Annotated in this window: 28 protein-coding genes and 1 other RNA gene; 18 read left to right on the top strand and 11 right to left on the bottom strand. The window is 58.5% G+C overall.

Going from position 1 to position 25019, the window contains the following annotated elements; genetic code table 11:
• Position 1: 1 nt before the first annotated feature.
• Positions 2 to 355, top strand: a complete 354-nt coding sequence (locus AC6I7J_RS02235; RefSeq protein WP_031280151.1) for a gamma-glutamylcyclotransferase family protein — start codon at positions 2 to 4, stop codon at positions 353 to 355.
• Positions 356 to 436: 81 nt separating this feature from the next.
• On the opposite strand, the gene ppa is transcribed toward AC6I7J_RS02235, so the two are convergent.
• The 3 genes from ppa to AC6I7J_RS02250 all read right to left on the bottom strand — a co-directional run bounded on the left by ppa (position 437) and on the right by AC6I7J_RS02250 (position 1998).
• Positions 437 to 967, bottom strand: a complete 531-nt coding sequence (gene ppa, locus AC6I7J_RS02240; RefSeq protein WP_021509737.1) for an inorganic diphosphatase — start codon at positions 965 to 967, stop codon at positions 437 to 439.
• A 100-nt stretch (positions 968 to 1067) separates the two neighbouring features.
• Positions 1068 to 1517, bottom strand: a complete 450-nt coding sequence (locus AC6I7J_RS02245; RefSeq protein ID WP_021509736.1) for a DUF441 domain-containing protein — start codon at positions 1515 to 1517, stop codon at positions 1068 to 1070.
• A gap of 67 nt (positions 1518 to 1584) precedes the next feature.
• Positions 1585 to 1998: a lysozyme inhibitor LprI family protein gene (locus tag AC6I7J_RS02250; RefSeq protein WP_021509735.1), complete on the bottom strand. Its 414-nt coding sequence runs from the start codon at positions 1996 to 1998 to the stop codon at positions 1585 to 1587.
• 172 nt (positions 1999 to 2170) lie between these two features.
• Between AC6I7J_RS02250 and AC6I7J_RS02255 the strand changes: the two genes are divergently transcribed.
• A complete protein-coding gene (locus AC6I7J_RS02255; protein ID WP_058775752.1) occupies positions 2171 to 3730 on the top strand; it encodes a methyl-accepting chemotaxis protein in 1560 nt (519 codons plus the stop codon).
• Between the two features lie 97 nt (positions 3731 to 3827).
• Here the strand turns inward: AC6I7J_RS02255 and AC6I7J_RS02260 are convergent, their stop codons facing one another.
• Positions 3828 to 4118 (bottom strand): helix-turn-helix domain-containing protein, encoded by a 291-nt coding sequence (locus AC6I7J_RS02260; RefSeq protein WP_021509733.1) that lies wholly within the window; start codon positions 4116 to 4118, stop codon positions 3828 to 3830.
• Positions 4119 to 4209: 91 nt separating this feature from the next.
• On the opposite strand from AC6I7J_RS02260, the gene AC6I7J_RS02265 reads away from it, so the two are divergent.
• A complete protein-coding gene (locus AC6I7J_RS02265; protein ID WP_021509732.1) occupies positions 4210 to 4473 on the top strand; it encodes a helix-turn-helix domain-containing protein in 264 nt (87 codons plus the stop codon).
• A 179-nt stretch (positions 4474 to 4652) separates the two neighbouring features.
• On the opposite strand, the gene fbp is transcribed toward AC6I7J_RS02265, so the two are convergent.
• Entirely contained in the window at positions 4653 to 5660 is a 1008-nt protein-coding gene (gene fbp / locus AC6I7J_RS02270; protein WP_021509731.1) for a class 1 fructose-bisphosphatase, read from the bottom strand.
• Positions 5661 to 5828: 168 nt separating this feature from the next.
• Here fbp and mpl point away from each other — a divergent pair, with 168 nt between their 5' ends.
• The gene (mpl, locus tag AC6I7J_RS02275; RefSeq protein WP_058759858.1) at positions 5829 to 7184 is read left to right on the top strand and encodes a UDP-N-acetylmuramate:L-alanyl-gamma-D-glutamyl-meso-diaminopimelate ligase; all 1356 of its coding nucleotides are present in this window, start codon (positions 5829 to 5831) and stop codon (positions 7182 to 7184) included.
• 330 nt (positions 7185 to 7514) lie between these two features.
• Here mpl and yjgA read toward each other — a convergent pair whose 3' ends face one another.
• A complete protein-coding gene (yjgA, locus tag AC6I7J_RS02280; RefSeq protein ID WP_058759857.1) occupies positions 7515 to 8057 on the bottom strand; it encodes a ribosome biogenesis factor YjgA in 543 nt (180 codons plus the stop codon).
• 115 nt (positions 8058 to 8172) lie between these two features.
• Here yjgA and pmbA point away from each other — a divergent pair, with 115 nt between their 5' ends.
• From pmbA to AC6I7J_RS02335, 11 genes are all read left to right on the top strand, one after another.
• Positions 8173 to 9513: a metalloprotease PmbA gene (pmbA, locus tag AC6I7J_RS02285; protein ID WP_498006644.1), complete on the top strand. Its 1341-nt coding sequence runs from the start codon at positions 8173 to 8175 to the stop codon at positions 9511 to 9513.
• Positions 9514 to 9585: 72 nt separating this feature from the next.
• Positions 9586 to 9972 carry a cytochrome b562 gene (gene cybC, locus AC6I7J_RS02290; RefSeq protein ID WP_021509728.1) on the top strand — a complete coding sequence of 129 codons (387 nt, stop codon included), beginning with the start codon at positions 9586 to 9588 and terminating at the stop codon, positions 9970 to 9972.
• Positions 9973 to 10235: 263 nt separating this feature from the next.
• Positions 10236 to 10574, top strand: coding sequence for a glycine dehydrogenase (locus AC6I7J_RS02295; protein WP_498006646.1), 339 nt, complete (start codon positions 10236 to 10238; stop codon positions 10572 to 10574).
• A 19-nt stretch (positions 10575 to 10593) separates the two neighbouring features.
• Positions 10594 to 10950 (top strand): SFCGS family glycine-rich protein, encoded by a 357-nt coding sequence (locus AC6I7J_RS02300; RefSeq protein WP_021509727.1) that lies wholly within the window; start codon positions 10594 to 10596, stop codon positions 10948 to 10950.
• A 2-nt stretch (positions 10951 to 10952) separates the two neighbouring features.
• The gene (locus AC6I7J_RS02305; RefSeq protein WP_021509726.1) at positions 10953 to 11249 is read left to right on the top strand and encodes a DUF4312 family protein; all 297 of its coding nucleotides are present in this window, start codon (positions 10953 to 10955) and stop codon (positions 11247 to 11249) included.
• Positions 11250 to 11274: 25 nt separating this feature from the next.
• Entirely contained in the window at positions 11275 to 12051 is a 777-nt protein-coding gene (locus AC6I7J_RS02310) for a DUF4311 domain-containing protein (protein WP_021509725.1), read from the top strand.
• A gap of 12 nt (positions 12052 to 12063) precedes the next feature.
• The gene (locus AC6I7J_RS02315; protein WP_021509724.1) at positions 12064 to 12711 is read left to right on the top strand and encodes a DUF4310 family protein; all 648 of its coding nucleotides are present in this window, start codon (positions 12064 to 12066) and stop codon (positions 12709 to 12711) included.
• Between the two features lie 92 nt (positions 12712 to 12803).
• Complete coding sequence (locus AC6I7J_RS02320; protein ID WP_021509723.1) at positions 12804 to 13937, top strand: amidohydrolase/deacetylase family metallohydrolase; 1134 nt, start codon at positions 12804 to 12806, stop codon at positions 13935 to 13937.
• Positions 13921 to 15042, top strand: coding sequence for a DgaE family pyridoxal phosphate-dependent ammonia lyase (locus AC6I7J_RS02325; protein ID WP_498006649.1), 1122 nt, complete (start codon positions 13921 to 13923; stop codon positions 15040 to 15042). The genes AC6I7J_RS02320 and AC6I7J_RS02325 overlap by 17 nt, the downstream gene beginning before the upstream one ends.
• Positions 15039 to 15776, top strand: coding sequence for a 2-dehydro-3-deoxy-phosphogluconate aldolase (gene dagF / locus AC6I7J_RS02330; RefSeq protein WP_215800608.1), 738 nt, complete (start codon positions 15039 to 15041; stop codon positions 15774 to 15776). The genes AC6I7J_RS02325 and dagF overlap by 4 nt, the downstream gene beginning before the upstream one ends.
• 24 nt (positions 15777 to 15800) lie before the next feature.
• Positions 15801 to 17711, top strand: coding sequence for a BglG family transcription antiterminator (locus AC6I7J_RS02335; protein WP_021509720.1), 1911 nt, complete (start codon positions 15801 to 15803; stop codon positions 17709 to 17711).
• Between the two features lie 217 nt (positions 17712 to 17928).
• Here AC6I7J_RS02335 and AC6I7J_RS02340 read toward each other — a convergent pair whose 3' ends face one another.
• Entirely contained in the window at positions 17929 to 18828 is a 900-nt protein-coding gene (locus AC6I7J_RS02340; RefSeq protein WP_021509719.1) for a LysR family transcriptional regulator, read from the bottom strand.
• 129 nt (positions 18829 to 18957) lie between these two features.
• On the opposite strand from AC6I7J_RS02340, the gene AC6I7J_RS02345 reads away from it, so the two are divergent.
• Positions 18958 to 19659, top strand: a complete 702-nt coding sequence (locus AC6I7J_RS02345) for a pirin family protein (protein WP_031280148.1) — start codon at positions 18958 to 18960, stop codon at positions 19657 to 19659.
• Between the two features lie 30 nt (positions 19660 to 19689).
• Here AC6I7J_RS02345 and dolP read toward each other — a convergent pair whose 3' ends face one another.
• Genes dolP through AC6I7J_RS02365 form a run of 4 tightly spaced genes read right to left on the bottom strand, consistent with a single transcriptional unit; the run spans position 19690 to position 23277 of the window.
• The gene (gene dolP, locus AC6I7J_RS02350; protein WP_021509717.1) at positions 19690 to 20262 is read right to left on the bottom strand and encodes a division/outer membrane stress-associated lipid-binding lipoprotein; all 573 of its coding nucleotides are present in this window, start codon (positions 20260 to 20262) and stop codon (positions 19690 to 19692) included.
• 14 nt (positions 20263 to 20276) lie between these two features.
• Positions 20277 to 20864: a DnaA initiator-associating protein DiaA gene (gene diaA / locus AC6I7J_RS02355; RefSeq protein ID WP_021509716.1), complete on the bottom strand. Its 588-nt coding sequence runs from the start codon at positions 20862 to 20864 to the stop codon at positions 20277 to 20279.
• 14 nt (positions 20865 to 20878) lie between these two features.
• Positions 20879 to 21274, bottom strand: a complete 396-nt coding sequence (locus AC6I7J_RS02360; protein WP_166712146.1) for a YraN family protein — start codon at positions 21272 to 21274, stop codon at positions 20879 to 20881.
• Positions 21232 to 23277: a penicillin-binding protein activator gene (locus AC6I7J_RS02365; RefSeq protein WP_498006652.1), complete on the bottom strand. Its 2046-nt coding sequence runs from the start codon at positions 23275 to 23277 to the stop codon at positions 21232 to 21234. Before AC6I7J_RS02365 ends, AC6I7J_RS02360 begins: the two co-directional genes overlap by 43 nt.
• A gap of 62 nt (positions 23278 to 23339) precedes the next feature.
• Here AC6I7J_RS02365 and rsmI point away from each other — a divergent pair, with 62 nt between their 5' ends.
• A complete protein-coding gene (rsmI, locus tag AC6I7J_RS02370) occupies positions 23340 to 24203 on the top strand; it encodes a 16S rRNA (cytidine(1402)-2'-O)-methyltransferase (RefSeq protein ID WP_127834631.1) in 864 nt (287 codons plus the stop codon).
• A 33-nt stretch (positions 24204 to 24236) separates the two neighbouring features.
• An RNA gene (rnpB, locus tag AC6I7J_RS02375) (RNase P RNA component class A) lies at positions 24237 to 24613 on the top strand.
• Positions 24614 to 25019: the final 406 nt, after the last annotated feature.

The following is a 25019-nucleotide window of genomic DNA, read 5'->3' on the forward strand; positions in this document are numbered from 1 at the left end:
AATGCGAATAATTGTCTACGGCAGTTTACGGCGCAAGCAGGGAAATAGTCATTGGATGACCAATGCGCAATGGCTCGGCGACCATCAGATTGAAGGGTTTGCGCTCTACAATCTCGGTCACTATCCGGGCGTGGTTGAGGGGGACGGCACGGTGTACTGCGAAGTGTATCGCATCGACGCCAGCACCCTCGGCGAGCTGGATGCCTTGCGCAGCAAGAACGGCGAGTATAAGCGCCAGCTGATCCAGACGCCCTACGGCAGCGCCTGGCTGTACGTGTATCAGCGTTCGATTGCCGGTCGCACCCGCATCGCGAGTGGCGACTGGTTACGGCGCGATGACGCCGCAGAAGCGTAAATAAAAACACCGCCCAGTGGGCGGTGTTTTTTTTATCTGCCGATCGCCATACATAGCGATGCGACAGCGATGACAGAAAACTTACTTCTTCTGTGCGCGCTCGAAAGAGGAGATGATTTCAGCTTTAGCCGCTTCCGCGTTGTCCCAGCCGTCAACCTTCACCCATTTGCCTTTTTCCAGATCTTTGTAGTGCTCGAAGAAGTGGGTGATCTGCGCTTTCAGCAGTTCTGGCAGGTCGTTCACATCTTTAATGTGATCGTACTCTTTGCTCAGCTTGGTGTGCGGAACCGCTACCAGTTTGGCATCTTCACCTGATTCGTCGGTCATCTTCAGCACGCCCACTGGACGGCAGCGGATCACTGAACCTGGCTGCAGCGGATACGGGGTTGGCACCAGTACGTCAACCGGGTCACCATCCAGAGACAGCGTGTGGTTGATGTAACCGTAGTTGCACGGATAGAACATGGCGGTAGACATGAAACGGTCTACAAACAGGGCGCCAGACTCTTTGTCCACTTCATATTTGATCGGATCGGCGTTGGCCGGGATCTCGATGACGACATAGATATCTTCTGGCAGATCTTTACCTGCAGGCACCTGGTTCAAACTCATCTGGCTTTCCTTCATTAGTCGTAAGTTGAGTGACGGCTATTATAGCCAACTGACTCTGAAAGTATGCCCCCTTTTTGGCGTTTCGGAATGGTCCAGCAGGCTACTTCGTGGTGACAAACAGCGACACAATCCCTGCGGCGATTAGCGGCCCGACCGGCACGCCGCGAAAGAACGCCACACCAATCACCGTGCCAATCAGCAACCCGCCAATCACCGACGGCTGCACGCTCATTAAACTAACGCCGCGACCGCCGAGCCAGGCAACAAACACGCCAACGATAATCGCCACAATGGATTGCCAGTTAGCAAAGGATTTCAGCAGCGACGAGGCCGGCAGCGTGCCGCTTGCCAGCGGTGCCATGACGGCCACGGTGAGAATAATGATACCAATCTGGATGCCCTGCTTTTCGACGTAGGGAAAGAACTGTGCCAGCGGCGTGAGCTTAATCACCAGCAGGATGAGAATCGAAATGGTGACGGCGCTGTTGTGGACGAAGTAGCTCAGGATGGCGAGGCAGATAAGTATGAGGGTCGAGGCGTAGGCAGCCATGGTTTCTCCGTGAATAATGGGCGCGCTGACCGTGGCCAGCGCTGAGCGTGTTTAACGCCCCCATTTATCAACAATCATCGGGATTGGCGCAACTGCCTTTGTTGATTGATTGCAGCATCAGTGCCTGGTTGCGCACCAGACTGACGCCCTGCGCGCCCACTGACAGCGCCGCCATGGAGCCCTGACTGCTGAGGAAATAGCTGCGGCTGGCATCGGTCCAGCTATCACGGTAGGCCAGCCAGGCGCGCTGCGCATTACGCAGTTTGTCTTTGGGCTCACCGGTTAATTTCTTCATCAGCTGGCTATATTGCGCATTCATCTCTTTGTCCCACGCTTTATTGGCCGTGCTGTAGCACTGCGACATGCCGGCAGTGCTGGACTCTTTATTAAGGCATTGATTGAGCTGCTGATCGATAGGGTTTTGCTGTGCCATTGCCACGCTGGACGCGAACAGACAGGCAAGCGGAAGCCATTTTTTCATCGTTACATTCCTTGCTTTTAGCGCTACGAACTTCAGGAAATCTGAAGCGTAGATGATCGTAATCAGGTTGACCATCAATGAAGGATAAAGTTTCCCCTGGTCACTGCCGATAATCTCTCCGTTTTAGGGCTACTGGATTCTCCCTTTTTTAAAGCGCACGGGAATTATCATGATCACACAGCTATCTATACGCACGGCTTTACTCTCTCTTCTGGCCTTTATGACGCTGCTGCTGCTGGCAGTGAGCGGTATGGGCATTTACGCCATCAATTCCGGCAACCAGTCACTTGACGCCATCAACCGTATTCAGGGCATTGAACTTAACAGCCTGTATCAGAGCAACGCCGATCTGATGCGTGCCCGCGCCAGCGCCGCGCTGGCGGTGCGCAAAATTGAAATCGGCCTGCTGGACGAGGGCGCCACAGTCACCAAACAGGCGCAGGCGGATGTCGCCAGCTCGCAACGCCATCTGACCGCGTTTATTGATGCCGGTACCGTCACCGCGCAGGGCAAAAGCCTCGCCGATGCGGTCGCGGCCGCGTTCAGCGCGTATCAGAAAGGTGCCATGGCACCCATGATGGATGCGCTGCAAAAGCAGTATACCGATGAGTATTACCAGGTGCTGGAAGGCAACCTGTCGCAGCTGGCGGCTAACTATTCAAAGGCAGTGAACGACTTCAGCCTGTATGCCGACGAAGTCTCTGCCGCACGTCTGGCGGCAGCGGCGCACAATGAACTGCAGATGAAGATCATGATTGGCGTCGCCGTCGCGCTGACCCTGTTGCTGATTGCACTGGCCTGGCTGCTGCTGCGCCGCGCGCTACTGCGTCCGCTGGATGGGGCAATCCAGCATCTGGAGCAGATTGCAGCCGGCGATCTGTCGCAGCCGCTGCCGGCAGCGGCCAATAACGAAATCGGCCGTCTGAACCAGGCGCTGACGGGAATGCAGCTGGCGCTGCGCAACTCGGTCAGCCAGGTGCGTGAAGCCAGCCTGCAGATTGACGTCGGGAGCCGCGAGCTGTCCGCGGGCACGGTGCATCTGTCGCAGCGCACGGAAGAGTCGGCGGCCTCGCTCGAGCAGACTGCCGCCAGCATGGAGCAGCTCACGGCTACCGTCCGGCTTAACGCCAGCAACGCGCAGCAGGCCAATCAGCTGGCCAGTAGCGTGTCCGATACCGCCGACCGCGGCGCGGAAGTGGTGTGCTATGTGATGGAGAAGATGCGTGAGATCACCCACAGCTCCGATCGGATCGCCGATATTCTCAGCGTGATCGACGGTATTGCGTTCCAGACCAACATCCTGGCGCTCAACGCTTCGGTGGAAGCGGCGCGTGCCGGTGAGCAGGGGCGTGGTTTTGCCGTGGTTGCCAACGAAGTGCGCACCCTGGCCGGGCGCAGCGCCAGCGCCGCCAAAGAGATTCGTGAGTTGATCAGCGAATCACAGACGCGGGTCAAAGAGGGCAGCGACATGGCCACGCGCGCCGGCGAAACCATGGATGAGATCTCCAGTGAAGTGATGCGGGTCACCGCGCTAATGAAAGAGATCTCCATCGCCTCGGAAGAGCAGAGCCGCGGCATTGAGCAGGTCAATCAGGCGGTGACGCAGATGGATGAAGCCGCGCAGCAAAACGCCGCGCTGGTGGAACAGGCCAGCGCCGCTACACAGTCGCTGGAAGCGCAGTCGCAGCAGTTGCAGGCATCCATGGCACAGTTCCGCGTGGCGACAGCATAATCAGGGTGGGGTCAGGGATGACCGGTAACGCTGCCTGCGTTCGCCCTGATGGATGGCGACGCGGGAGAAGATAACGCGGTAATTTACGCGGTGCGTCTTATGGTGCACCGCTGTTCAGACCGGCGGGAAACGCCAGAATCATGGCGGCCAGCCGATCATCTTCCGCCAGAAAATAGGCTGCCGGCACTTCCAGCACCTGCGCCAGTAATTGCAGCGTTAATAAGTCCGGTTTATGCACGCCCAGTTCATAGCGATTAATACGCGCGCTGGCAGAAAACTCTTCGATCCCTGCGGCAATACCCAATCCTTTCTGCGACAAACCTTTCGCCAGACGCGCTTGTTTCAGGCGTCGACAAAAAGTGTCTTGCAGCGAGGAGGTCGGTTTCATAACTACGAGAATCGTAGATTTAGCGCTTGTCAGATACTACGAGTAACGTAGTATCGTCACGGGAATGGATAAGCGAACTAAGGAGAGTTGCGTGAATAATGCGAAGTCAGACTGGCATCCGGCCGATATCATTGCGGCGCTGCGTAAAAAGGGAACCTCAATGGCGGCGTTATCCCGACAGGCGGGATTATGTTCCACCACGTTAGCCAACGCGCTGGCGCGTCCGTGGCCGAAAGGGGAATTAATTATTGCCGAAGCAATTGGTATTTCGCCGGCTGAGATCTGGCCGAGTCGTTATTATGCGGAGAATGGTGAATTAATTAATCGTCAGGCAAGAATCAGAAATAAAAAATAATTAAGCCTGGGCACCGACGTAATGCCGATTTAGTGGCAATTAATCTCTGTATGCCGGTGCGCATAAATGCGCACCCAACATAATCCGTGCCATCAACCTGTAGGGTCGCCATTAATGGCGACCCAAAATCATTAACTAACAGGCTTCACACACGCAGGCATTTTAAATGCCCGCTTACATTACGCCTGATGTTCGTCCGGGAACTCACGCATAAAGCGTTCCACGTCGTCGACCATCGCATCATTACCGCAGAAGAACGGGCAGCGCTGGTGCAGCGTTTCCGGCTGAATATCGAGGATACGGTTTTTACCGTCGCTGGCTTTACCGCCCGCCTGTTCGGCGAGGAAGGCCATCGGGTTGCACTCATACAGCAGGCGCAGCTTGCCTTTCGGGTGGCTGGCGGTGCTGGGATAGAGATAAATGCCGCCTTTCAGCAGGTTGCGGTGGAAATCCGCCACCAGTGAACCGATGTAGCGCGAGGTGTAAGGGCGCTTCGTTGAAACATCTTCTTCCTGGCAGAACTTCAGGTACTTTTTCACGCCCTGCGGGAAGCGGATGTAATTCCCTTCGTTGATCGAGTAGGTGTAGCCTTTTTCCGGGAAGGTCATGCGTTCGTGGCTCAGGCAGAACACGCCGAGCGACGGATCGTAAGTGAAGGCATGAACGCCCACGCCGGTGGTGTACACCATCATGGTTGAGGAACCGTACACCACGTAACCTGCGGCAACCTGCTTGTGGCCCGGTTGCATGAAATCGGCTTCAGTGATCGGCGTGCCTGGCTCGCTAATACGATGATAAATCGAGAAAATGGTGCCGACGGAAACGTTAACGTCGATGTTCGAAGAACCATCCAGCGGGTCCATTAATACTACGTACTTACCGTTCTCCGAACCTTCAAAGATGACAAACTCATCTTCTTCTTCGGAAGCAATCCCCGCGACCACACCGCGCGCCTTCAGTGCCGCTTTCAGCTTTTCGTTAGCGAACAGATCCAGCTTCATCTGCTGCTCACCCTGCACGTTCTCTACGCCGCTGGCACCGAGAATATCCACCAGACCCGCTTTGTTGATGTCGCGGTGGATGATTTTTGCGCCCAGCTTGATGGAGGAAATCAGCGCCGTCAGTTCACCTGTGGCGTGAGGAAAGTCGTGTTGCTTCTCGACGATGAATTCGCCTAACGTTTTCATAACACATTCCCTGAATCTACGATGGAGTGGCAGCAGCTGTAACAAGCTACCAACGTATGCGTACGCAGTTTAGCCGATTGAACTTCAAAAACCATAGTCCTAATCCGTTTCTTCCCTCCGGACTCGGCGTTACACTGTGCGCCGAACTTTTGAGTAATGGATCTTTTTATGCGCATTCACATCCTTGGGATTTGTGGCACTTTTATGGGCGGACTGGCGATGCTGGCCCGCTCGCTCGGACACGAAGTGACCGGTTCAGATGCCAATGTCTATCCGCCGATGAGCACGCTGCTGCAACAGCAAGGCATTGAATTAACTGAAGGTTACGACGCCTCGCAGCTGGAGCCGGCACCGGACCTGGTAATCATCGGCAACGCCATGACGCGCGGCAACCCGTGCGTGGAAGCGGTGCTGGAACGCAACATTCCTTACCTCTCCGGACCGCAATGGCTGCACGATTTCGTGCTGCGCGATCGCTGGGTGCTGGCGGTGGCCGGTACCCATGGCAAAACCACCACAGCCGGCATGGCAGCGTGGATTCTCGAGGCCTGCGGCCTGGAACCGGGCTTTATTATTGGTGGGGTGCCGGGTAACTTCGACGTATCGGCAAAATTAGGAAAAAGTCCATTCTTCGTCATTGAAGCAGATGAGTACGATTGCGCGTTTTTCGACAAGCGTTCCAAGTTTGTACACTACTGCCCGCGCACGCTGATCCTCAACAATCTTGAGTTCGATCATGCCGACATCTTCGACGATCTGCGGGCGATCCAGAAGCAGTTCCACCATCTGGTGCGCATCGTGCCGGGTCAGGGCAAGATCCTGCTGCCGGAACACGATCACAACATTAAGCAGGTGATGGCGATGGGCTGCTGGAGCGAGCAGGAGAGCGTGGGCGATAACGGCCGCTGGCAGGCGAAGAAGCTGGTGCCGGATGCCTCGCGCTGGGAAGCGTGGCTCGACGGTGAGAAAGTGGCGGAAGTGAACTGGGCGCTGGTCGGCGAACACAACATGCACAACGGCCTGATGGCGATTGCCGCCGCACGTCACGTTGGCGTGAAGCCGTGCGATGCCGGTGAGGCGCTGAACAGCTTCATTAACGCGCGTCGTCGCCTCGAGCTACGCGGCGAAGTGAACGCGATTAAGGTGTATGACGATTTTGCCCATCACCCAACGGCGATTCTCGCTACGCTGGCGGCGCTGCGCAGTAAAGTCGGCGGTACCGCACGCATTCTGGCGGTGCTTGAGCCGCGCTCTAATACCATGAAGATGGGCGTGAGCAAGAACGAACTGGCCCCTTCGTTAGGGCGTGCCGATGAGGTATTCCTGTTCCAGCCGCACCACATTCCGTGGCAGGTCGCCGACGTTGCGGACGCCTGCATTCAGCCTGCGCACTGGAGCGCGGACATTGATACGCTGGTGGAGATGGTGGCTAAAGCGGCGCAGCCGGGTGATTCGATTCTGGTGATGAGCAACGGCGGCTTTGGCGGGATTCATCAGAAACTGCTGGAGCGGTTAGGTAAGTAATGCGTGGCCGGTTCAGGCCGGCCCTGGGAGAGAGGCGATCTGCCCTCATCCCAGCCTTCTCCCGCAAGCGGGAGAAGGGGCCGTCCGGTGCGGACGTCACATTCAGCGCTCGTCCTCCGCTACCTCAGCACAATGCTTCAGCTACCTCAGCACTGTGCTATTCCTTCTCCCGCAAGCGGGAGAAGGGGCCGCGCGGTGCGGACGTCACATTTAGCGCTCGTCCTCAGCTACTTCAACACTCTGCTTCTAACCCGGCACTGTACTTTATATCCCCTCTCCCGCTTGCGGGAGAGGGTTAGGGTGAGGGCAGGGCAGCCGTCCGCAGCGGACTTACGCTTCAGCCAGCTCGCGCAGGTACTGGAAAATCTGGCGGGCGGCTTTTGGCGGCTTACTGGCGGCTTTCTCTTTCTGCGCGTTGCGGATCATACTGCGCAGCTGCTGACGGTCAGCGTGCGGATAGAGATTCAGCACTTCCGCCACCGCGTCATCACCCTGTTCAATCAGCCGATCGCGCAGCTGCTCCAGCTTATGGAACAGCGCAACCTGCTGGTTGTGGCGGTTCTTCAGCTTATCCAGCGCCAGGCGGATTGGCTCTTCGTCGCGCTGACGCAGCATTTTACCAATCAGCTGCAGCTGGCGGCGGCGGCCTTCCTTCTTAATGCGCTGCGCCAGTTCAATGGCGTCACGCAGCTGTTCATCAAGCGGGATCTTATCCAGGGAGTTCTTCCCTAAATCCACTAACTCGGCGCCCAGGCGTTTCAGCTCCTCGGCGTCGCGTTTAATTTCACTTTTACTGACCCAGATAATCTCTTCGTCTTCTTCTTCCTGATTATCCGGCACATCGTCGAGCCAGTCTTCGGGCTGCTTCGTCATCTGTTGGCTCCCTAAAAAAAGAGGCTAATCCTACCAGTTTATCGGGCGACTGCGAAATTGTTCTCTGAGTCTGATAGACTCAATAAATTCATACTTAAGATTAGACGGCAGGTCGATGAACGTATCTACTCAGGTTGCAGAACAACGTAAAGTGTTGGAACAGGCTGTCGCGCAGGCGCTGGAACTGGCGCAAGCCAGCACCGACGGAGCAGAAGTGGCGGTCACCAAAACCACCGGAATCGGTGTCAGTACCCGCTACGGCGAAGTGGAAAACGTCGAATTCAACAGCGATGGCGCGCTTGGCATCACCGTCTATCACCAAAACCGCAAAGGCAGTGCTTCCTCGACCGATCTCAGCCCGGACGCGATTAAACGCACCGTGCAGGCGGCGATCGATATCGCGCGCTACACCTCGCCCGATCCCTGTGCTGCGCCGGCCGAGCGCGATCTGCTGGCGTTTGAGGCGCCGGATCTCGATCTCTATCACCCGTGGGAGATCGACGCCGATCGCGCCATCGAGCTGGCCGCGCAGGCCGAGCAGGCCGCGCTGCAGGCTGATAAGCGCATCACCAATACCGAGGGGGGCAGCTTTAACAGCCACGTCGGTATCAAAGTCTTTGGTAACAGTCACGGCATGCTGCAGAGCTACTGCTCGAGCCGGCATTCGCTGTCGAGCTGCGTCATTGCCGAGCACAACGGTGACATGGAGCGCGACTACGCCTATACCATTGGCCGCGCGATGGGCGATCTGCAAAGCGCCGACTGGGTGGGCGCGGAGTGCGCGCGCCGCGTGCTGGCACGTCTTTCGCCACGTAAGCTGCCGACCATGAAAGCGCCGGTGCTGTTTGCGCCGGAAGTGGCTACCGGCCTGTTCGGCCATCTGGTGGGCATGATCAGCGGCAGCAGCGTTTACCGTAAATCCACCTTCCTGCTTGACGCGCTGGGCCAGCAAATTCTGCCGTCGTGGCTGACGATTGAAGAAAAACCGCATCTGCTGAAAGGGCTGGCCTCGACGCCGTTTGATAGCGAAGGCGTACGCACCGAAGCGCGCGATATCGTAAAAGATGGCGTGCTGCAGAACTGGCTGCTGACCAGCTATTCAGCACGTAAACTCGGCCTGCAAAGCACCGGCCATGCGGGCGGCATTCATAACTGGCGCATCGCCGGTCAGGGCCACAGCTTTGACGATCTGGTGAAGCAAATGGGGCGCGGTTTGATCGTTACCGAGATGATGGGTTCCAGCGTCAGCGCCATGACCGGCGACTACTCACGCGGTGCGGCTGGCTTCTGGGTTGAAAACGGTGAAATTCAATACCCTGTGAGCGAGATCACAATTGCGGGCAACCTCAAAGATATGTGGCTCAATATGGTAACGGTCGGTAACGACATTGAAACGCGCAGCAATATACAATGCGGATCGGTGCTGCTGCCGGAGATGAAAATCGCCGGACAATAAAGACATCGCTTGATGAAAGCAGCCCACAGCGGCTGCTTTTTTTTCGCCTGATAATAATTAAAGGAAAACGTTATGCGTAAGCATGTGATTGCTATGTTGTCTTTGTCGTTGCTGTTCTCTTCAGCCAGCCTGTTCGCGGCTGACCTGGAGCAGGATATGGATACCCTGAAAGACGGGCTGAGTGTCGTTAAGAAAACCTCTGACGCCCAGGAAATGCACGCTGCACTGGGCAAGATGCGTGCCGCTGCGCAGGATGCAAAAAAATCCACGCCGGAAAAACTGGAAGGTCAGGGCGCTGACAGCGCACAGATCAAGGATTACCACGCCGGCCTGGACTCACTGATTGCCCAGATTGATGTCGTCGACCAGCTGGCGCAGGCTAACAAGCTGGACGAGGCGAAAACCGAAGCGAAGAAACTGGAAGATATCCGTAACGCCAACCATAAGAAATTCCGCTGATAAACCGGGCCAGCCCGCAGGCTGGCCTTATTCCTGCCGCGGCTTCGCGTCATTCCACCGTTTTTATCCCGCTTTTTACCTCATTTCACGCATTTCGTGAGCGATCTCGCATAGTTCGTGCATCGTGCGATCTGGCGCACAGTCGCCCGTGGGATTTCCACTTTGAGGTGGAAATGTTGCGTCTCCACACCGCCAGGCGGACAGCGTAATTTCTTCTCAACGCGAATTATCTGACATTGTCCGCTGTAAACAGGAGTAACAAGGTGAGGAGTGATGCTGTCCCACTGAAACCGAGCACGCCGGAGGCAATCCAGGCGCTGGCGGATAAGGTGATGAATCAAATCGCGGCGCTGTATGCCGCGCACCACATTGCAGCCAATGCGGTGCAACAGCAAATGCTGGCCTCACATGTCCGCGCCATGGCGGCACGCTCTCTCACCGGAGAGGCGCTGCCGGACGTCGAAGCCGAACTGTTTGAGGACATCTCGCCTGAGACCATGGCGCTGGCGCAGCAGGTGGTGGATCTGTTTGACAATTTGCCTGTCGAAGAAGCCTGGCTGCTGTCGGTGCATATCGAAGTGGCGAAATCGAACGAAGCATGAATTGAGAGAGGAACGGAATATGGTAACGGTAGTGATTGGCGATCGTCTGGGTAAAGGACAGAAAGTGGCAGCGGGCGTGGAAAAAGCCGGCGGCCGGGCAGTAGTGGTGCCGGGCGTGGCGGCGGATATGAAACTGGGCGATGTGATGAAGGCGGAAAACGCTGATTTCGGCATCTCCTTCTGCGGCAGCGGCGGCGCCGGTGCCATCACCGCGCAGAACAAGTACGGCTACAAAGCCAAACACGGCATGCGTTCGGTTGACGAAGGGGTAACCGCCATCAACGAAGGCGCCACCGTGCTCGGTTTTGGCTTCATGGATAAAGAAGAGCTGGGTGAGCGTCTGGTTCAGGCCTGGAATAAAAAACACGGCAGCTAAGCATGAAACAACAGTATGAGACGCAGGTTACGGTGCAGGGCAAAGGCGACAGCAAAGCAAAAGCCTTCGCCGATGCGCTCAGCAAGGTGCAGCAGCAGGTGCTGCGCACCAGCCAGAAAATTCTGTTGCGCATTGAACCGCTCGATGTGCGGGTGCTGCGCGCGCAGGAGAGCGTGCGGAAGGAGAAATTTCTGTTCTTCTTCCTCGCGCGTGAACGGCGGAATTACAGCGTGGAGCTGGAAATTACCGTCAGCGTCACTGTGATCGACACCGAGAGCGTGACCTTCACAGCAACGTAAGAATAACGACAACAAGGGTAACAATATGTTTTTAATCATTTTGTTTAAGTCGTTGATCATAGGTGGATTAGTCGGCGTGGGCGTTGGAGCGGGCGCGGCGCGCATGTTCCACGCGCCCGTCACGCAGGGGATGGGTGCCTTCCGTACGCTGGGCGAGCTCAACTCCTGCGAGGGCGATCCGGCTTCGCACTTCTCCTTTGGTCTCGGCTTCTTCTTTAACGCCTGGGCATCCTCCGTTGCCGCGGGCTCCTTCACGCAGGATGTGGATCACCGCATTCTGCCGAACTGGGGCGCGGCCGCACTGATGGTAAAGAACCGCAACGTCGCGGAAACGCTGCATAACCCGAAGCGCATGGCGATTGCCTGCGGCATCATCGGCATGATCGTGGTGGCCTTCCTGAACAGTACCGCTTCCGCCGTACCGGCTGCGCTGCAGGTTACCGCGGTAAAAGTGCTGGTGCCGGCGGCGAATCTGCTGGTGAACACGGTGATGCCGGTGATCTTCTGGCTGGCGGCAATTGATGCCGGTAAGAAATCGGGCTTCTGGGCAACCATTTTTGGTGGTCTGGCGCAGTTGATCATGGGTAACGCCGTGCCGGGTCTGGTGCTGGGCATTCTGATCGGTAAAGGCGTGGAAGAGAGCGGCTGGAACAAAGTCACCAAAGTGATGATGGCTGCGATTGTCCTGCTGTTTGTGCTGAGCGGCTTCTTCCGTGGCTTCGATGTGAAACTGCTGCAATCCTTCCAGCTCGGCATCCCTGGCTGGCTCGACATGATCCACAACAGCCTGAGCGGCAAATAAGGAGCCTTCAGCATGAACGAGAACGAAAACAAAGGGTTCTGGTACGCCGACTGGTCTTTCCCGCTGTTTGTCGGCCTGCTCTCCTCCGGCGTATTCGCCGGGACGCACATGTACTACCTGTACGGCATCGGTGCTTTTAACGAAGTGGCATTTGTTTCGATGCTGCGCTCCGGCATGGAAACCGGCGTGTACGGCGCGGTGGCGGCGTTTGGTGCCAGCTTCCTGTTTGCCCGCATCATTGAAGGCTCGCTGGTAGGGATTCTGGATATCGGCGGCGCGATTCAGACCGGCGTCGGCCTCGGTGTGCCAGCGCTGCTGCTTGGAGCCGGTATCGTGTTTCCGGTGGCGAACTTTGCCGCCTCGCTGGCAACCGGGCTGGTGATTGGCGTGGCGATTGGCTACGTGATTATCCTCGCGCGTAAATTCACCATCAACCAGAGCGATTCCACCTACGGCGCGGACGTAATGATGGGGGCCGGTAATGCCTCGGGTCGCTTCCTTGGTCCACTGATTATTCTGTCTGCCATGGCGGCGTCGATTCCGATCGGCCTCGGTTCGCTGGTCGGTGCGCTGCTGTTTTACCTGTGGAACAAGCCGATTACCGGCGGCGCCATTCTCGGTGCCATGGTGCTTGGCGCTATCTTCCCGGTTTCGCTGTAAGCGCTAAATGGCTGCACAATCCCGTAGCGGCGCGATTTATCGCGCAATAAATTGCGCCGCTACGGCATGTGCGCTCTGTAAATGGGGGTTTTATGTTTGATCTGATTCTGCGCCGCGCGCGTCTGTGTGATGAACAGCTGGTGGATATCGCGATTCGCGCCGGCAAAATCGCGGCGGTCGGTAAGGTGGACGGCGCAGCGCAACAGGAGCGCGATCTCGGCGGCCGCTACTACGTCAGCGCGGGCTGGATTGACAGCCACGTACACTGCTATCCCAAATCGCCGATTTACCACGACGAAGCCGACGCGATTGGCGTGGCGCAGGGTGTCACCACCGTGGTGGATGCGGGCAGCACCGGTGCCGATCACATCGACGACTTTTATCAGCTGACGCGCAGCGCGAAGACCGAAGTGCGCGCGCTGATCAACATCTCGCGCACCGGCATCGTCACGCAGAACGAGCTGGCCGACATGGCACAGATTGATGGCGAAGCGGTGGTGCAGGCGGTACAGCGTCGCCCGGACTTTATTGTCGGCCTGAAGGCACGCATGAGCAGCAGCGTGGTCGGCGACAACGGCATTCAGCCGCTGGTGCGCGCCAAAGCCATTCAGCAGGCGGCGGGCAATCTGCCGCTGATGGTGCATATCGGTAACAACCCGCCGGTGCTGGAAGAGATCGCCGCGCTGCTCACTTCCGGCGACATCATCACCCACTGCTTCAACGGCAAGCCGAACCGCATTCTGTCACCGCAGGGCGAGCTGAAAGCGGCGGTTAAGCAGGCGATCGCGCGCGGCGTGAAGCTGGATATCGGCCACGGCAGCGCCAGCTTCAGTTTTGCGGTGGCGCGTGAGGCGATTGCCCAGGGCATTCTGCCGGACACCATCAGCTCCGATATCTATTGTCGCAACCGCATCAACGGCCCGGTACACAGCCTGGCGCACGTGATGTCGAAATTTTTCTCCATCGGCATGACGCTGCCGCAGGTGATCGCCTGCGTCACCGTTAATGCCGCAGCGGGTCTGCGTCTGGCCGGTAAAGGGCATCTGACCGCCGGTTATGACGCCGATCTGACCATTTTTACCGTCAAAGAGGAAGCCCGCCCGTTCGTCGATGCTGAAGGCGAACGGGTCACGGGTGAGCAACATTTGCTGCCGCTGGCCGTGGTGATCGCGGGCCAGTGGCATCTGACTGAGGAAGGGAAAGCGCATCATGTCTTCGATTTATGAGAAATATGACCTGAAACAGGTGATCAACGCCTCCGGCCGTATGACCATTCTCGGCGTGTCGACGCCGTCCGCCGACGTGGTGGATACCGTCAGCTATGGCCTCAATCACTACTTTGAGATCAAAGATCTGGTCAATAAAACCGGTGCCTACATCGCGCGCCTGCTGGAAGTCGAAAACGCGGTGGTGGTGTCCTGCGCCTCGGCCGGTATTGCCCAGTGCGTAGCGGCGGTGATCGTCAAAAATAACGACTGGTTGCTGGATAACCTGCACGCCGCGCCGCTCAGCGTGCCGCACGACATTGTGGTGCCGAAAGGCCATAACGTGAACTACGGCGCGCCGGTGGGCAGCATGGTGGCGCTGGGCGGCGGACGCCTGATTGAGGCCGGCTACAGTAATGAGTGCTCGCCAGAACAGCTGGCGGCGGCCATCACGCCGACCACCGCGGCGCTGCTGTACGTCAAGTCGCATCACTGTGTGCAGAAAAGCCATCTCAGCGTCGAACAGGCGGCGGTGGTCGCGCGCAAACACGGTATTCCGCTGATTGTCGATGCGGCGGCCGAAGAGGATTTGCAGTGCTATTACCAGATGGGAGCCGACCTGGTGATCTACAGCGGTGCCAAAGCGATTGAAGGGCCAACCAGCGGCCTGGTGATTGGCCGCAGCCAGTACGTCGAGTGGGTGAAACGCCAGAGTAACGGCATTGGCCGCGCGATGAAAGTCGGCAAAGAGGGCATTCTCGGTCTGACTCAGGCGATTGAAAACTACCTGCTGCAGAACAAAACCAGCGGTGCCGACATGGTGGCGAAGATGACGCCCTTTATCGATAACCTCAACACGCTGAACGGCGTCAGCGCGCGCGTGGTGTGGGATGCGGCCGGTCGTGACATCGCCCGCGCTGAAATCAAATTTGATGAAGCGGTGACGGGCTGGCCGACCGGCGAGCTGGTGCAGGCGCTGAAAAACGGCGACATCGCCATCTATTTCCGCGGCTATAAAGCCAACGAAGGCATTATCGAAGCGGATGTGCGCAGCGTCAGCGCGGAACAGCTGCACATCATCTTTAGCCGCATCCAGGCGCTGCTCAGCGGAGGAAAACGCGCATGAATCTTAACCCCAATTTCTATCAGGGCCGTCTGTGCCTCAACGTGCTGGCCGGTTCAAAGCAGAATGCGCAGGCGATCTGGCAGGCGGCAGAAGGGCATGTGCTGGTCGGCGTTTTGTCGAAAAACTACGCCTCGAATGAGGCCGCGATTGCCGATATGCGCGAGTACGCGGCGCTGATTGATAATGCGCTGTCGGTCGGGCTGGGCGCGGGCGACCCGAATCAGTCGGCGATGGTCAGTGAAATCTCGGCGGAACTGCAGCCGCAGCACGTTAATCAGGTCTTTACCGGCGTGGCCACCAGCCGCGCGCTGCTCGGACAGTCACACACTATCGTGAACGGTCTGGTTTCACCAACCGGCACTCCGGGCAAGGTGAAAATCTCCACCGGTCCGCGCAGTTCGCAGGCGGCGGACGGTATTGTGCCGATCGCCACGGCGATTGCCATGCTGCAGGATATGGGCGGCAGTTCGGTGAAGTATTTCCCGATGGGCGGCCTGAAAGCGGTGGAGGAGTATCGCGCGGTGGCGGACGCCTGTGCGCGCCATGATTTCTGGCTGGAGCCGACCGGCGGTATCGATCTCAGTAATTTCGAAGAGATTGTGCGGATTGCTCTGGAGGCCGGGGTCAGTAAAGTCATCCCGCACGTTTACAGCTCGATTATTGATAGCGCCAGCGGCGACACGCGCATTGACGATGTGCGTCAGCTTCTGGCAACGTGCAAGAAACTGCTGTAACAAATGAGTAACAGGTGAGGCTCCGTGAGATTTCCCAATCAGCGTTTAGCTCAACTCTTCGCGGCGCTGCAAAGCGAAACGCTGCCACAGGATGAGCTGGCGCGGCGTTTTTCCGTTTCAACGCGCACGGTGCGCACCGACATCACCGCGCTCAATGCGCTGCTGGAACAGCACGGCGCTCAGTTCGTGCTGGCGCGCGGCGCGGGCTATCAGCTAAAAATCGACGACGCGGTGCGCTTCGGCCGCCTGCAGCAGGAGAGTGCGGCACCGCTGCGGGTGCCGCGCACCTCGCAGGATCGGGTGCGCTATTTGCTGAGCCGCTTTCTCACCGCCGCGTATTCGCTCAAGCTGGAAGATCTGTCGGAAGAGTGGTTCGTCAGCCGCGCCACGCTGCAGAGCGACATGGCGGAAGTGCGCGAGTGGCTGGGCCGCTATCATCTCAACATCGAAACCAAGCCGCGCTACGGTATGAAACTGTTTGGCAGCGAGGCGGCGATTCGCACCTGCCTGACCGATCTGCTGTGGCAAATCGACCAGCAGACGCCGGACAGCCCGCTGCTGACGGTCGAGGCGCTGCACAGCGGCATGCTGGCGCAGCTGCAGCCGCTGCTGGCGCAGTGTTTCACGCAGCATGCCATCCGGCTGAGCGATGAAGGCGAGCGCTATCTGCTGATTTACTGCGCGGTGGCGGTGCGTCGCATCAGCGAAGGCTTCCCGCTCAGCGATCCCGGCGCGGAGGATGTCGGCGAGGAGATACGCGAGGCGGCGCACGATCTGGTTAATCTGATGCGTCCGCTGGTGGGCAAAGGCATCTCGCAGGCCGAAGAGAACTGGCTGCGCGTTAATATTGCGGCGCGGCAGATTCAGGCGCTGGCCCCCAGCACCATCAACGCCGATGACGCGGATGCGCTGGTGGATTACCTGCTTAACTACATCAACACCCATTACAACTACCGGCTGCAGCAGGATGAGCAGCTGCGCGCCGATCTGCTCACGCACATCAAAACCATGATCACCCGCGTGCGCTATCAAATCCACATTCCCAATCCACTGCTGAGTAACATCAAGCAGCACTATCCGATGGCCTACGATGTGACGCTGGCGGCCGTCACCAGCTGGGGCAAATACACGCCGTATACCATTAGCGAAAACGAGATTGGCTTTCTGGTGCTGCACATCGGCGTCGGGCTGGAGCGACATTACGATGTCGGCTACCAGCGACACCCGCAGGTGTTGCTGGTCTGCGACAGCGGCAACTCCACGCTGCGCATGATCGAGGCGCTGCTGCTGCGCAAATACCCGCAGCTGGTGGTGACGGCGCGGCTGTCGCAGCGTGACTACGAAGTGCGTGCGCACATTGATGAAGATTTTGTTATTTCAACCGCGCGGCTCAGCGAGAAGAACAAGCCGGTAGTGATGATGTCGCCGTTCCCTACGGAGTTTCAGCTGGAACAGCTCGGCAAGCTGGTGCTGGTGGATCGCACCCGGCCTTACATGCTGGAGAAGTACTTCGACGCGCAGCATTTCATGGTGCTCGACCGGCCAATGAGCCAGTCGGCGCTGTTCCGCCTGCTGTGCGATCGGCTTGAGGCGGAGGGCTATGTCGATGCTGATTTTTATCCTTCGGTCGAAGAGCGTGAAGCGATTGTCAGTACCATGCTGGGCGAAGGGATCGCGCTGCCACACTCGCTGGGATTACTGGCTAAAAAAACCGTGGTTTATACCGTGCTGGCACCGCACGGCGTGAGCTGGGGTGATGAGACTGCTTCGGTAATTTTTCTGCTGGCGATCAGTAAGAGTGAATACGAGGAGGCGATGGCGATTTACGATCTGTTTGTCACCTTCCTGCGCGAAAGGGCGGTGACAAGATTGCGCGACTGCGCTGATTTCGTCAGCTTTAAAGCAGTGGCGATGGATTGTCTGAGCCGGTTGTGATGGGGATGGGTGTGGTTTGTCCCTCACCCTAACCCTCTCCCGCAAGCGGGCGAGGGGACCGACCCAGCGGCGTGTGAGTTCAGGCGCTGATTCTCAGCGCCCGGTGGATTGACTGAATTCTGACCCTCAAACCATGCCCGGACGGCTCCCTCTCCCGCGTGCGGGAGAGGGCTGGGGTGAGGGCTGCGGTGAGGGCGAAAGGCCGCCAGCCCCGAAATCAGCCGCGTTTCGCCAGCAGTTTTGGAATCTCACGCAGGCACCAGGCTTTGGCTTCACCCATGCTATCGCGGCGCCACGCCATAATAATATCCACCTCACGGGTATACTCGGCGCTGACAACGCGCAGGCGGCCTTCGGCGATATCTTTCTCTACCATCGGATAGGGCATGGTCGCTACGCCGAGACCCGCCAGCAGCGCGCGGCGTTTATCATCCATGCTGCTTACCGTCAGGCGCTGCTGTTTGTCCAGCAGCTGCACCGTCAATACCGGACGTTCGCGCGCGGTGTCCGCCACAGCGATGCCGCGATACTTAACGCGCGTGACCTCGGACAGCGGCTCGGCTTCCTGATGAATCGGGTGATCCGGACTGGCAACATACACGCTCATAATGCTGTACAGCTTGCGTGTGTTGATCTCGGTGGAGGCGCGAAAATGCAAATCCGGCGCGATCACGATGTCGGCGCGGCCCTGCTCCAGTCGCTCCCACGCGCCCGCCAGCACTTCAGTGACCAGCGAAATCTGCGTATTGGCTTTCTCGGCCAGCTTCTCTACCAGCGGGAACAGCAGCTCGGTCGGGATCAGCGCTTCGGCCACGATGGTCAGATGGGTTTCCCAGCCGCGCGCCAGCGCTTCGGCATCGGTGGTGAGTTTATCGGCGGCTTCCAGCAGCACGCGGCCGCGTTCCAGCAGCATTCGCCCGACGTTGGTGAATTTGGTGCGATGGCCGGAGCGGTCAAACAGCACCACATCCAGCTCCTCTTCCAGCTTCTGCATGGTGTAGCTCAGCGCCGATGGCACGCGTCCCAGCTCGTCGGCCGCCGCGGCGAAGCTGCCGCGACGGTCAATAGCATCCATCACACGTAAAGCTTCCAGGGTTAACGCGCGCTCTTTAGCCATGCCGACTCTCTGTCAGTAAATTTGAATATGCCAGGCAGATTAACTGGCTAACAATCCGGCGTCCAGCCTTTTACCATTGACGTATAAAGCCTGTGGTGGATTCTCACCGCAGTGCGTCGGAGGTAAAGCATGATGACAACCCGCTGCGCGTCCGCATGTGGCCAGGCCGATTTCGGTTGGTTGCAGGCGCGCTATAGCTTCTCATTTGGCCACTATTTTGATCCCCAGCTGATGGGCTACGCCTCGCTGCGCGTGCTGAATCAGGAAGTGCTGGCACCCGGTGCGGCATTTCAGCCGCGCACCTATCCGCAGGTGGATGTGCTCAACCTGGTGCTGCAGGGTGAAGCCGAATACCGCGACAGCGAAGGCAATCACCTGGTGGCGCGCGAGGGCGAAGCGATGCTGCTGTCGGCCCGCCAGGGCGTCAATTACAGCGAACACAATATCAGCAAGGATCGCCCGCTGACGCGCATGCAGCTGTGGCTGGCCGCCTGTCCGGAACGGGAAAATCCGCTGCTGCAAAAACGCGCGCTGCCGCAGCAAACCCACGTACTGATTGCATCACCGGATGGCGCGGACGGCAGTTTGCAGCTGCGCCAGCAGGTGTGGGTACATCAGGTCACGCTGGCACCGGGCGAGCAGTACAGCCTGGCGCTGCACGGACCGCGCGCCTATTTGCAGTCGATTCACGGTGCGCTTGAGGTACGGGCCAGCAGTGCGCATCAGGAGCAGCTGCGCTGTGGCGATGGGGCGTTTGTCAGTGAAGAGGCGCAGATTACGCTGCAGGCGGAAACGCCGCTGCGCGCGCTGGTGATTGATATTCCGGTGTAAAAAAGGCGGCCCTGCTGGCCGCCTGTGGCATTATTTCAGAATGGTAAAGGCGGTAGTGACGTGCTTCACGCCGCTGACACGGCTGGCGATATCCGCTGCTGCCTTCGCTTCTTCCTGCGTTACCAGACCCAGCAGGAACACTTCCCCGTTCTCAGTGGTGACTTTCACGTTGGACGATTTCACCTGATCGCTGCCCAGCAGCTGCGAGCGGATTTTGGTGGTGATCCACGTATCTGATGAAGACGTGCCGAGGCTCACTTTCTGCCCGGTGCGAATCTCGTTATACACCTCTGTCGCGCCATCAACGCCCATGGCGATCTGTTTCGCCCGGCTGGCGAGATCGGCTGACGGTGCCTGACCGGTCAGCAGTACTTTGCCCTGATACGCGGTCACGACCACGCGCGCCTGATTTTTGATCTGCTCATCTTTTGCCAGCGCGTTAGTGACGCGCAGCTCCAGCGTGCCGTCATCAACCTGCGTGCCCACGGTACGCGGGTCGGTGGCGGTTTTGGTGGCGACCGCAGCGCCGCCGGCGACAACCGCCACGCAGCCCTGCAGCAGCATGGCGGTTAATAGAATGGCGATAGCGTTCAATGCTTTCATTTGAGCTCCTTCAGTCATTCCTGGTGTGGGAACAAGGTGTTATCAATCAAATCGCACAGGCAGTTCAGCGTCAGCATATGCATCTCCTGAATGCGTGCGCTGCGATGTGACGGAATGCGAATTTCCACATCGTGCGGACCGAGCAGGCCCGCCAGCTCACCGCCGTCATGGCCGGTCAGCGCGACGATAGTCATATCGCGGGTAACCGCAGCTTCCACCGCTTTAACAATATCGCGGGTGTTGCCACGGGTGGAGATGGCCAGCAGAACGTCGCCGGCCTGTCCAAGCGCACGAACCTGCTTGGCATAAATTTCGTCGTGCAGACGGTCATTACCGATTGCCGTCAGCATCACATTGTCCGCACTCAGCGCCAGCGCCGGCAGGCTGGGACGCTCAGTCTCAAAACGGTTAATCATGCTGGCGGCAAAATGCTGGGCGTTAGCCGCCGAGGCGCCGTTACCGCAGCTGAGGATTTTGTTGCCGTTCAGCAGTGACTGCACCAGCGTCATCGCGGCGCGGGAAATCGCATCTGGCAGCGCTTCGGCTGCGGCGATTTGCGTCTGAATACTTTCGGTAAAACACGCTTTAATTCTGTCCTGCACAAGACCACCTGGTTCTATCCATCCGCACGAAAGGCATCGGCCAGCCACACCAGTTCGCGCCCGGTGATGGCGATGATGTCAAAACGGCAATTCACCGTATCAAAACTGCCGCCGCGTGCCAGCAACCACAGCGCAGCGGCACGCAGCAGCTTTTGTTGTTTCTGGCGCGTCACGCTGGCAGCCGCGCCGCCAAAACGTGCATCGCGCCGATAGCGCACTTCAACAAACACCCAGCAATCCGCGTCGCGCATAATCAGGTCGATTTCCCCGCTGCGGCAGCGCACATTGCTGGCTTCCCACTGCAGTCCGGCGCGCTCAAGGTAGCGACGCGCCTGCTGCTCCTGCTCAGCGCCGAGGCGCTGGCGGTTTACTGCACCGGAACGATTTGTCCCTGACGATACTGGTTCCATGCCAACTTCCTGTTGATCACGCAATCCGTGTCGGCGCTCAGCTTGCCGGTGTTGCCATCAATGGCGAAGCCCGGTACCTGACGCATCTGGTTAAACTGGTTCGCCAGCGTCCAGGCATCAATGCCCATCGCGTAGAGGCGTACCAGCGAATAGTCGTTGTTAAAACTGCGCGCCGCCTGCTGCATCAGGCCTGGATTGGCACCGGACAGCAGCGGAATATCGCTGAACTGCAGGCCATCCATCTCCAGCCGGAAGTCCGGACCGGCACCGGCCTGCGCACTGCGCGAGCTGGCATACAGGGCGATGTTATTGCGGCTGCTGGTGCGCATGGCAATCATCGGCTTGATCAGCTGCAGTTCGTCCTGAGTGGCAATAATGTAAACCGCATCAACGCTGCCGCTGCTGCTGGCGCTCTCAGGTGCCGGAGCGCTGGTCTGCGGTGCCGGAATCGTCAGACCGGCGACTGCCACGCCCTGCGGCTGGTCCGGCTGTACCGTCAGCGGCGTGCCGCTCAGTGCAATACCGGCGCCGCTGTTGATGCCCTGTTTCAGCTCGCCCACGCCGCCGAAACGCTGCTGCAGCACGGTTGCGCCGCCCAGCTTCTGCCACTCCTGCGCAAACGCTTTGCCCACGCGGTCGCCATAGCTGCTGCGCGGCATCAGCAGCAACGGCTGGCGTTTGCCCTGATCCCAGATATGGTGCGCGGCATCGCGCGCTTCGTCTTCAGGAGAAAGCGCAAAATAGCAAATATTCGGATGGTTCTGGATCTGCTCTGGTTCGTTGAGCGCCAGCACGTTCAGCGGTGTCTGGCTGTTGGCGACCTGTTCCACGTTATTTTTCAGCAGCGGACCAACCACCAGGGTGGCACCATCCTGCTGCGCCTGCTGCATCACCTGAGCAATCGGCTGGCTGCTGGTGTCATACACTTTCACCTGGGCGCTGCTGGCAGGCTGCGCGACGGCTGGCTGTGCGGCGGGCTGCTGCGGCTGTGCGCTGTCTGACGGCGTGATGGCCGCGGCCGCCGGACTGACTACCGCGTTGGCATCGCCATTGGCTGGCGTTGCCGTGCTGGCGGGCTGCTGCGTGGAGGCGCTGGCATCGCTGCTGGCCGGTGCGGCAGGGGCTGCCGGCGCAGTCAGCACACCGTTTTTCGCATCGTTGAAGCCTTTCTGGATGGCACTGGCGAACACCTGCGCCTGACCATTAAGCGGCAGCAGCAGCGCGATAGTGCTGGTCGAGGCTTTAGTGAAGTTCTGCACCTGGCTGAGCTGGGTCGGCAGAGTTTTCGCGCCGGGGTTTTGCGGATAGCGCGTCTGCCAGTCGCTAATGGCGGCTTTCAGCATCTGGGCATCCTGACTGTTGGCGTGCCAGGTATTCAGCAGGTCGAGCCAGCCCTGCAGCGTATTTTCGTCGGCGTTGATCACCACGCTGTTGAGCTGATCCTGGGTAAGCTGGGTCAGCGCCTGCCAGGTGGCGTCAATATTGCTCTGGTGATCGGCGCCTTTCAGCAGCGGTTCCTGAGCAATATAGGCGCGCAGCAGCGCGAGCGACGGACGATTTTGCGCAGCGGCAATCTGCAGCGCGTAGTAGCGCACCTGCTGATCCTGCGACAGATCAGCGGCTTTTATCTGTCCCAGCAGCTGCTGAGCACCGTTGAAATCCTGCTGGGCAATTTGCAGCTGGGCGCGCAGCAGCAGCAGTTCCTGCTGTTGTACGTCAGAGAGCTGCTGTGGCAGCTGGCCGAGCTGATTTTGCGCCTGCGGATACTTTCCTTCCTTCAGCAGGGCACGGATGGCAAGTAATTGCCAGTCGGTCTTGCTATCATCGCTGCTTTGCTGCACCTGCTGCAGATAATAGTCAGAGCGGCCCGTGGCAGGACCCTGCACGTTTACGCTTGAGGTTTGCTGCGGTCCCTGGCCGCTACAGGCGGCCAGAATCAGGCCCGCGAGCAAAACAGGGACCAGGCGTACTGCTTTATGACGTACGACTTTCGAAGGAAGCATACTGTATCCAGTGATGTTTTTTTCAAGATGCTCAATATTAAATCGGCAATTCGGATGAAACAATGAAACAACTCGATCGGGCAGAGATTTCTGCCAGCACGCTCTATATCGTTCCTACCCCGATCGGTAACCTGGGTGATATCACGCAGCGTGCGCTGACGGTGCTTGCGAGCGTCGATCTGGTCGCTGCGGAAGATACACGTCATACCGGGCTGTTGCTACAACATTTCGCCATCAATGCGCGACTGTTCGCACTTCACGACCATAACGAACAGCAGAAGGCCGACGTGCTGTTAGCGAAGCTGCAGGAGGGCCAGAGCATTGCGCTGGTTTCCGATGCGGGCACGCCGTTAATCAACGATCCGGGCTACCATCTGGTGCGTCGTTGCCGCGAGGCCGGGGTGCGCGTAGTGCCGTTGCCCGGTGCCTGCGCGGCGATCACAGCATTGAGCGCGGCGGGATTACCGTCCGATCGTTTCTGTTACGAAGGGTTTCTGCCGGCCAAAAGTAAAGGGCGTTGCGATGCGCTGCGTGCCCTGAGTGATGAGCCGCGCACGCTGATTTTCTACGAATCGACCCATCGCGTGCTGGATACGCTACAGGATATGGTCAGCGTATGGGGCGCGACGCGCTACGTGGTGCTGGCACGTGAGCTGACCAAAACCTGGGAGTCATTGTACGGTGCGCCGGTGGGTGAATTGCTGGCATGGGTGCAGGCGGATGAGAATCGCCGCAAGGGCGAGATGGTGCTGATTGTCGAAGGCCATAAAGCGGATGAAGAGACGCTGCCGGCAGAGGCGCTGCGCACGCTGGCGCTGCTGCAGGCTGAGCTGCCGCTGAAAAAGGCGGCAGCGCTGACGGCGGAAATTCATGGGGTTAAGAAAAACGCCCTGTACAAGTATGCGCTGGAGCAGCAAGAGGCGTGACAAACGCGGGCGGATCGCCTATTATCCCGCGCCGAAGCTGACCAGACAGTCGCCGCTTTGTCGTCGTCCCTTTCGGGGGAGACGGGCAGAGGGGAGGAAAGTCCGGGCTCCATAGGGCAGGGTGCCAGGTAACGCCTGGGGGGCGCAAGCCTACGACCAGTGCAACAGAGAGCAAACCGCCGATGGCCCAGTAATGGGATCAGGTAAGGGTGAAAGGGTGCGGTAAGAGCGCACCGCGCGGCTGGCAACAGTCCGTGGCACGGTAAACTCCACCCGGAGCAAGGCCAAATAGGGGTTCACATGGTACGGCCCGTACTGAACCCGGGTAGGCTGCTTGAGCCAGTGAGCGATTGCTGGCCTAGATGAATGACTGTCCACGACAGAACCCGGCTTATCGGTCAGTTTCGACTTTTTTAATGAGCGCCCGCAGGTGAGAATCTGCGGGCGTTTTGTTTTTGGAGGTGGTGCGTGCAGATGAATGACTGTCCACTCCTCTCTCTATGAAAAGAACGCGGCTTACCGGCCCGTTTCGACTTTTTTAATGAGCGCCCGCAGGTGAGAATCTGCGGGCGTTTTGTTTTTGGGGTAAGGTGCGTGCTGTCCCTCATCCTAACCTTCTCCCGCAAGCGGGAGAAGGGACCGATTGTGCGTGTGGCGAGTTGAGTGCTCGCCCTGCCAGACCGCATCTGACTATTCCCTCATGTGGCACGAGGTCAGAAAACCGCAGCAGACTATTCCCTCTCCCCGTGAGAGAGGGTTAGGGTGAGGGCAAAAAACCGCACGAAGCCAGATAAAACCGCACAAAACTCCCCTTTC

Source organism: Type-C symbiont of Plautia stali, from assembly GCF_059730935.1.

Coding starts and splice junctions, on each gene's coding strand:
- AC6I7J_RS02235 (WP_031280151.1), top strand. CDS start 2: ATGCGAATAATTGTCTACGGCAGTTTACGGCGCAAGCAGGGAAATAGT.
- ppa (WP_021509737.1), bottom strand. CDS start 967: ATGAGTTTGAACCAGGTGCCTGCAGGTAAAGATCTGCCAGAAGATATC.
- AC6I7J_RS02245 (WP_021509736.1), bottom strand. CDS start 1,517: ATGGCTGCCTACGCCTCGACCCTCATACTTATCTGCCTCGCCATCCTG.
- AC6I7J_RS02250 (WP_021509735.1), bottom strand. CDS start 1,998: ATGAAAAAATGGCTTCCGCTTGCCTGTCTGTTCGCGTCCAGCGTGGCA.
- AC6I7J_RS02260 (WP_021509733.1), bottom strand. CDS start 4,118: ATGAAACCGACCTCCTCGCTGCAAGACACTTTTTGTCGACGCCTGAAA.
- fbp (WP_021509731.1), bottom strand. CDS start 5,660: ATGAAAACGTTAGGCGAATTCATCGTCGAGAAGCAACACGACTTTCCT.
- mpl (WP_058759858.1), top strand. CDS start 5,829: ATGCGCATTCACATCCTTGGGATTTGTGGCACTTTTATGGGCGGACTG.
- yjgA (WP_058759857.1), bottom strand. CDS start 8,057: ATGACGAAGCAGCCCGAAGACTGGCTCGACGATGTGCCGGATAATCAG.
- pmbA (WP_498006644.1), top strand. CDS start 8,173: ATGAACGTATCTACTCAGGTTGCAGAACAACGTAAAGTGTTGGAACAG.
- cybC (WP_021509728.1), top strand. CDS start 9,586: ATGCGTAAGCATGTGATTGCTATGTTGTCTTTGTCGTTGCTGTTCTCT.
- AC6I7J_RS02300 (WP_021509727.1), top strand. CDS start 10,594: ATGGTAACGGTAGTGATTGGCGATCGTCTGGGTAAAGGACAGAAAGTG.
- AC6I7J_RS02305 (WP_021509726.1), top strand. CDS start 10,953: ATGAAACAACAGTATGAGACGCAGGTTACGGTGCAGGGCAAAGGCGAC.
- AC6I7J_RS02310 (WP_021509725.1), top strand. CDS start 11,275: ATGTTTTTAATCATTTTGTTTAAGTCGTTGATCATAGGTGGATTAGTC.
- AC6I7J_RS02315 (WP_021509724.1), top strand. CDS start 12,064: ATGAACGAGAACGAAAACAAAGGGTTCTGGTACGCCGACTGGTCTTTC.
- AC6I7J_RS02320 (WP_021509723.1), top strand. CDS start 12,804: ATGTTTGATCTGATTCTGCGCCGCGCGCGTCTGTGTGATGAACAGCTG.
- AC6I7J_RS02325 (WP_498006649.1), top strand. CDS start 13,921: ATGTCTTCGATTTATGAGAAATATGACCTGAAACAGGTGATCAACGCC.
- dagF (WP_215800608.1), top strand. CDS start 15,039: ATGAATCTTAACCCCAATTTCTATCAGGGCCGTCTGTGCCTCAACGTG.
- AC6I7J_RS02340 (WP_021509719.1), bottom strand. CDS start 18,828: ATGGCTAAAGAGCGCGCGTTAACCCTGGAAGCTTTACGTGTGATGGAT.
- AC6I7J_RS02345 (WP_031280148.1), top strand. CDS start 18,958: ATGATGACAACCCGCTGCGCGTCCGCATGTGGCCAGGCCGATTTCGGT.
- dolP (WP_021509717.1), bottom strand. CDS start 20,262: ATGAAAGCATTGAACGCTATCGCCATTCTATTAACCGCCATGCTGCTG.
- AC6I7J_RS02360 (WP_166712146.1), bottom strand. CDS start 21,274: ATGGAACCAGTATCGTCAGGGACAAATCGTTCCGGTGCAGTAAACCGC.
- AC6I7J_RS02365 (WP_498006652.1), bottom strand. CDS start 23,277: ATGCTTCCTTCGAAAGTCGTACGTCATAAAGCAGTACGCCTGGTCCCT.
- rsmI (WP_127834631.1), top strand. CDS start 23,340: ATGAAACAACTCGATCGGGCAGAGATTTCTGCCAGCACGCTCTATATC.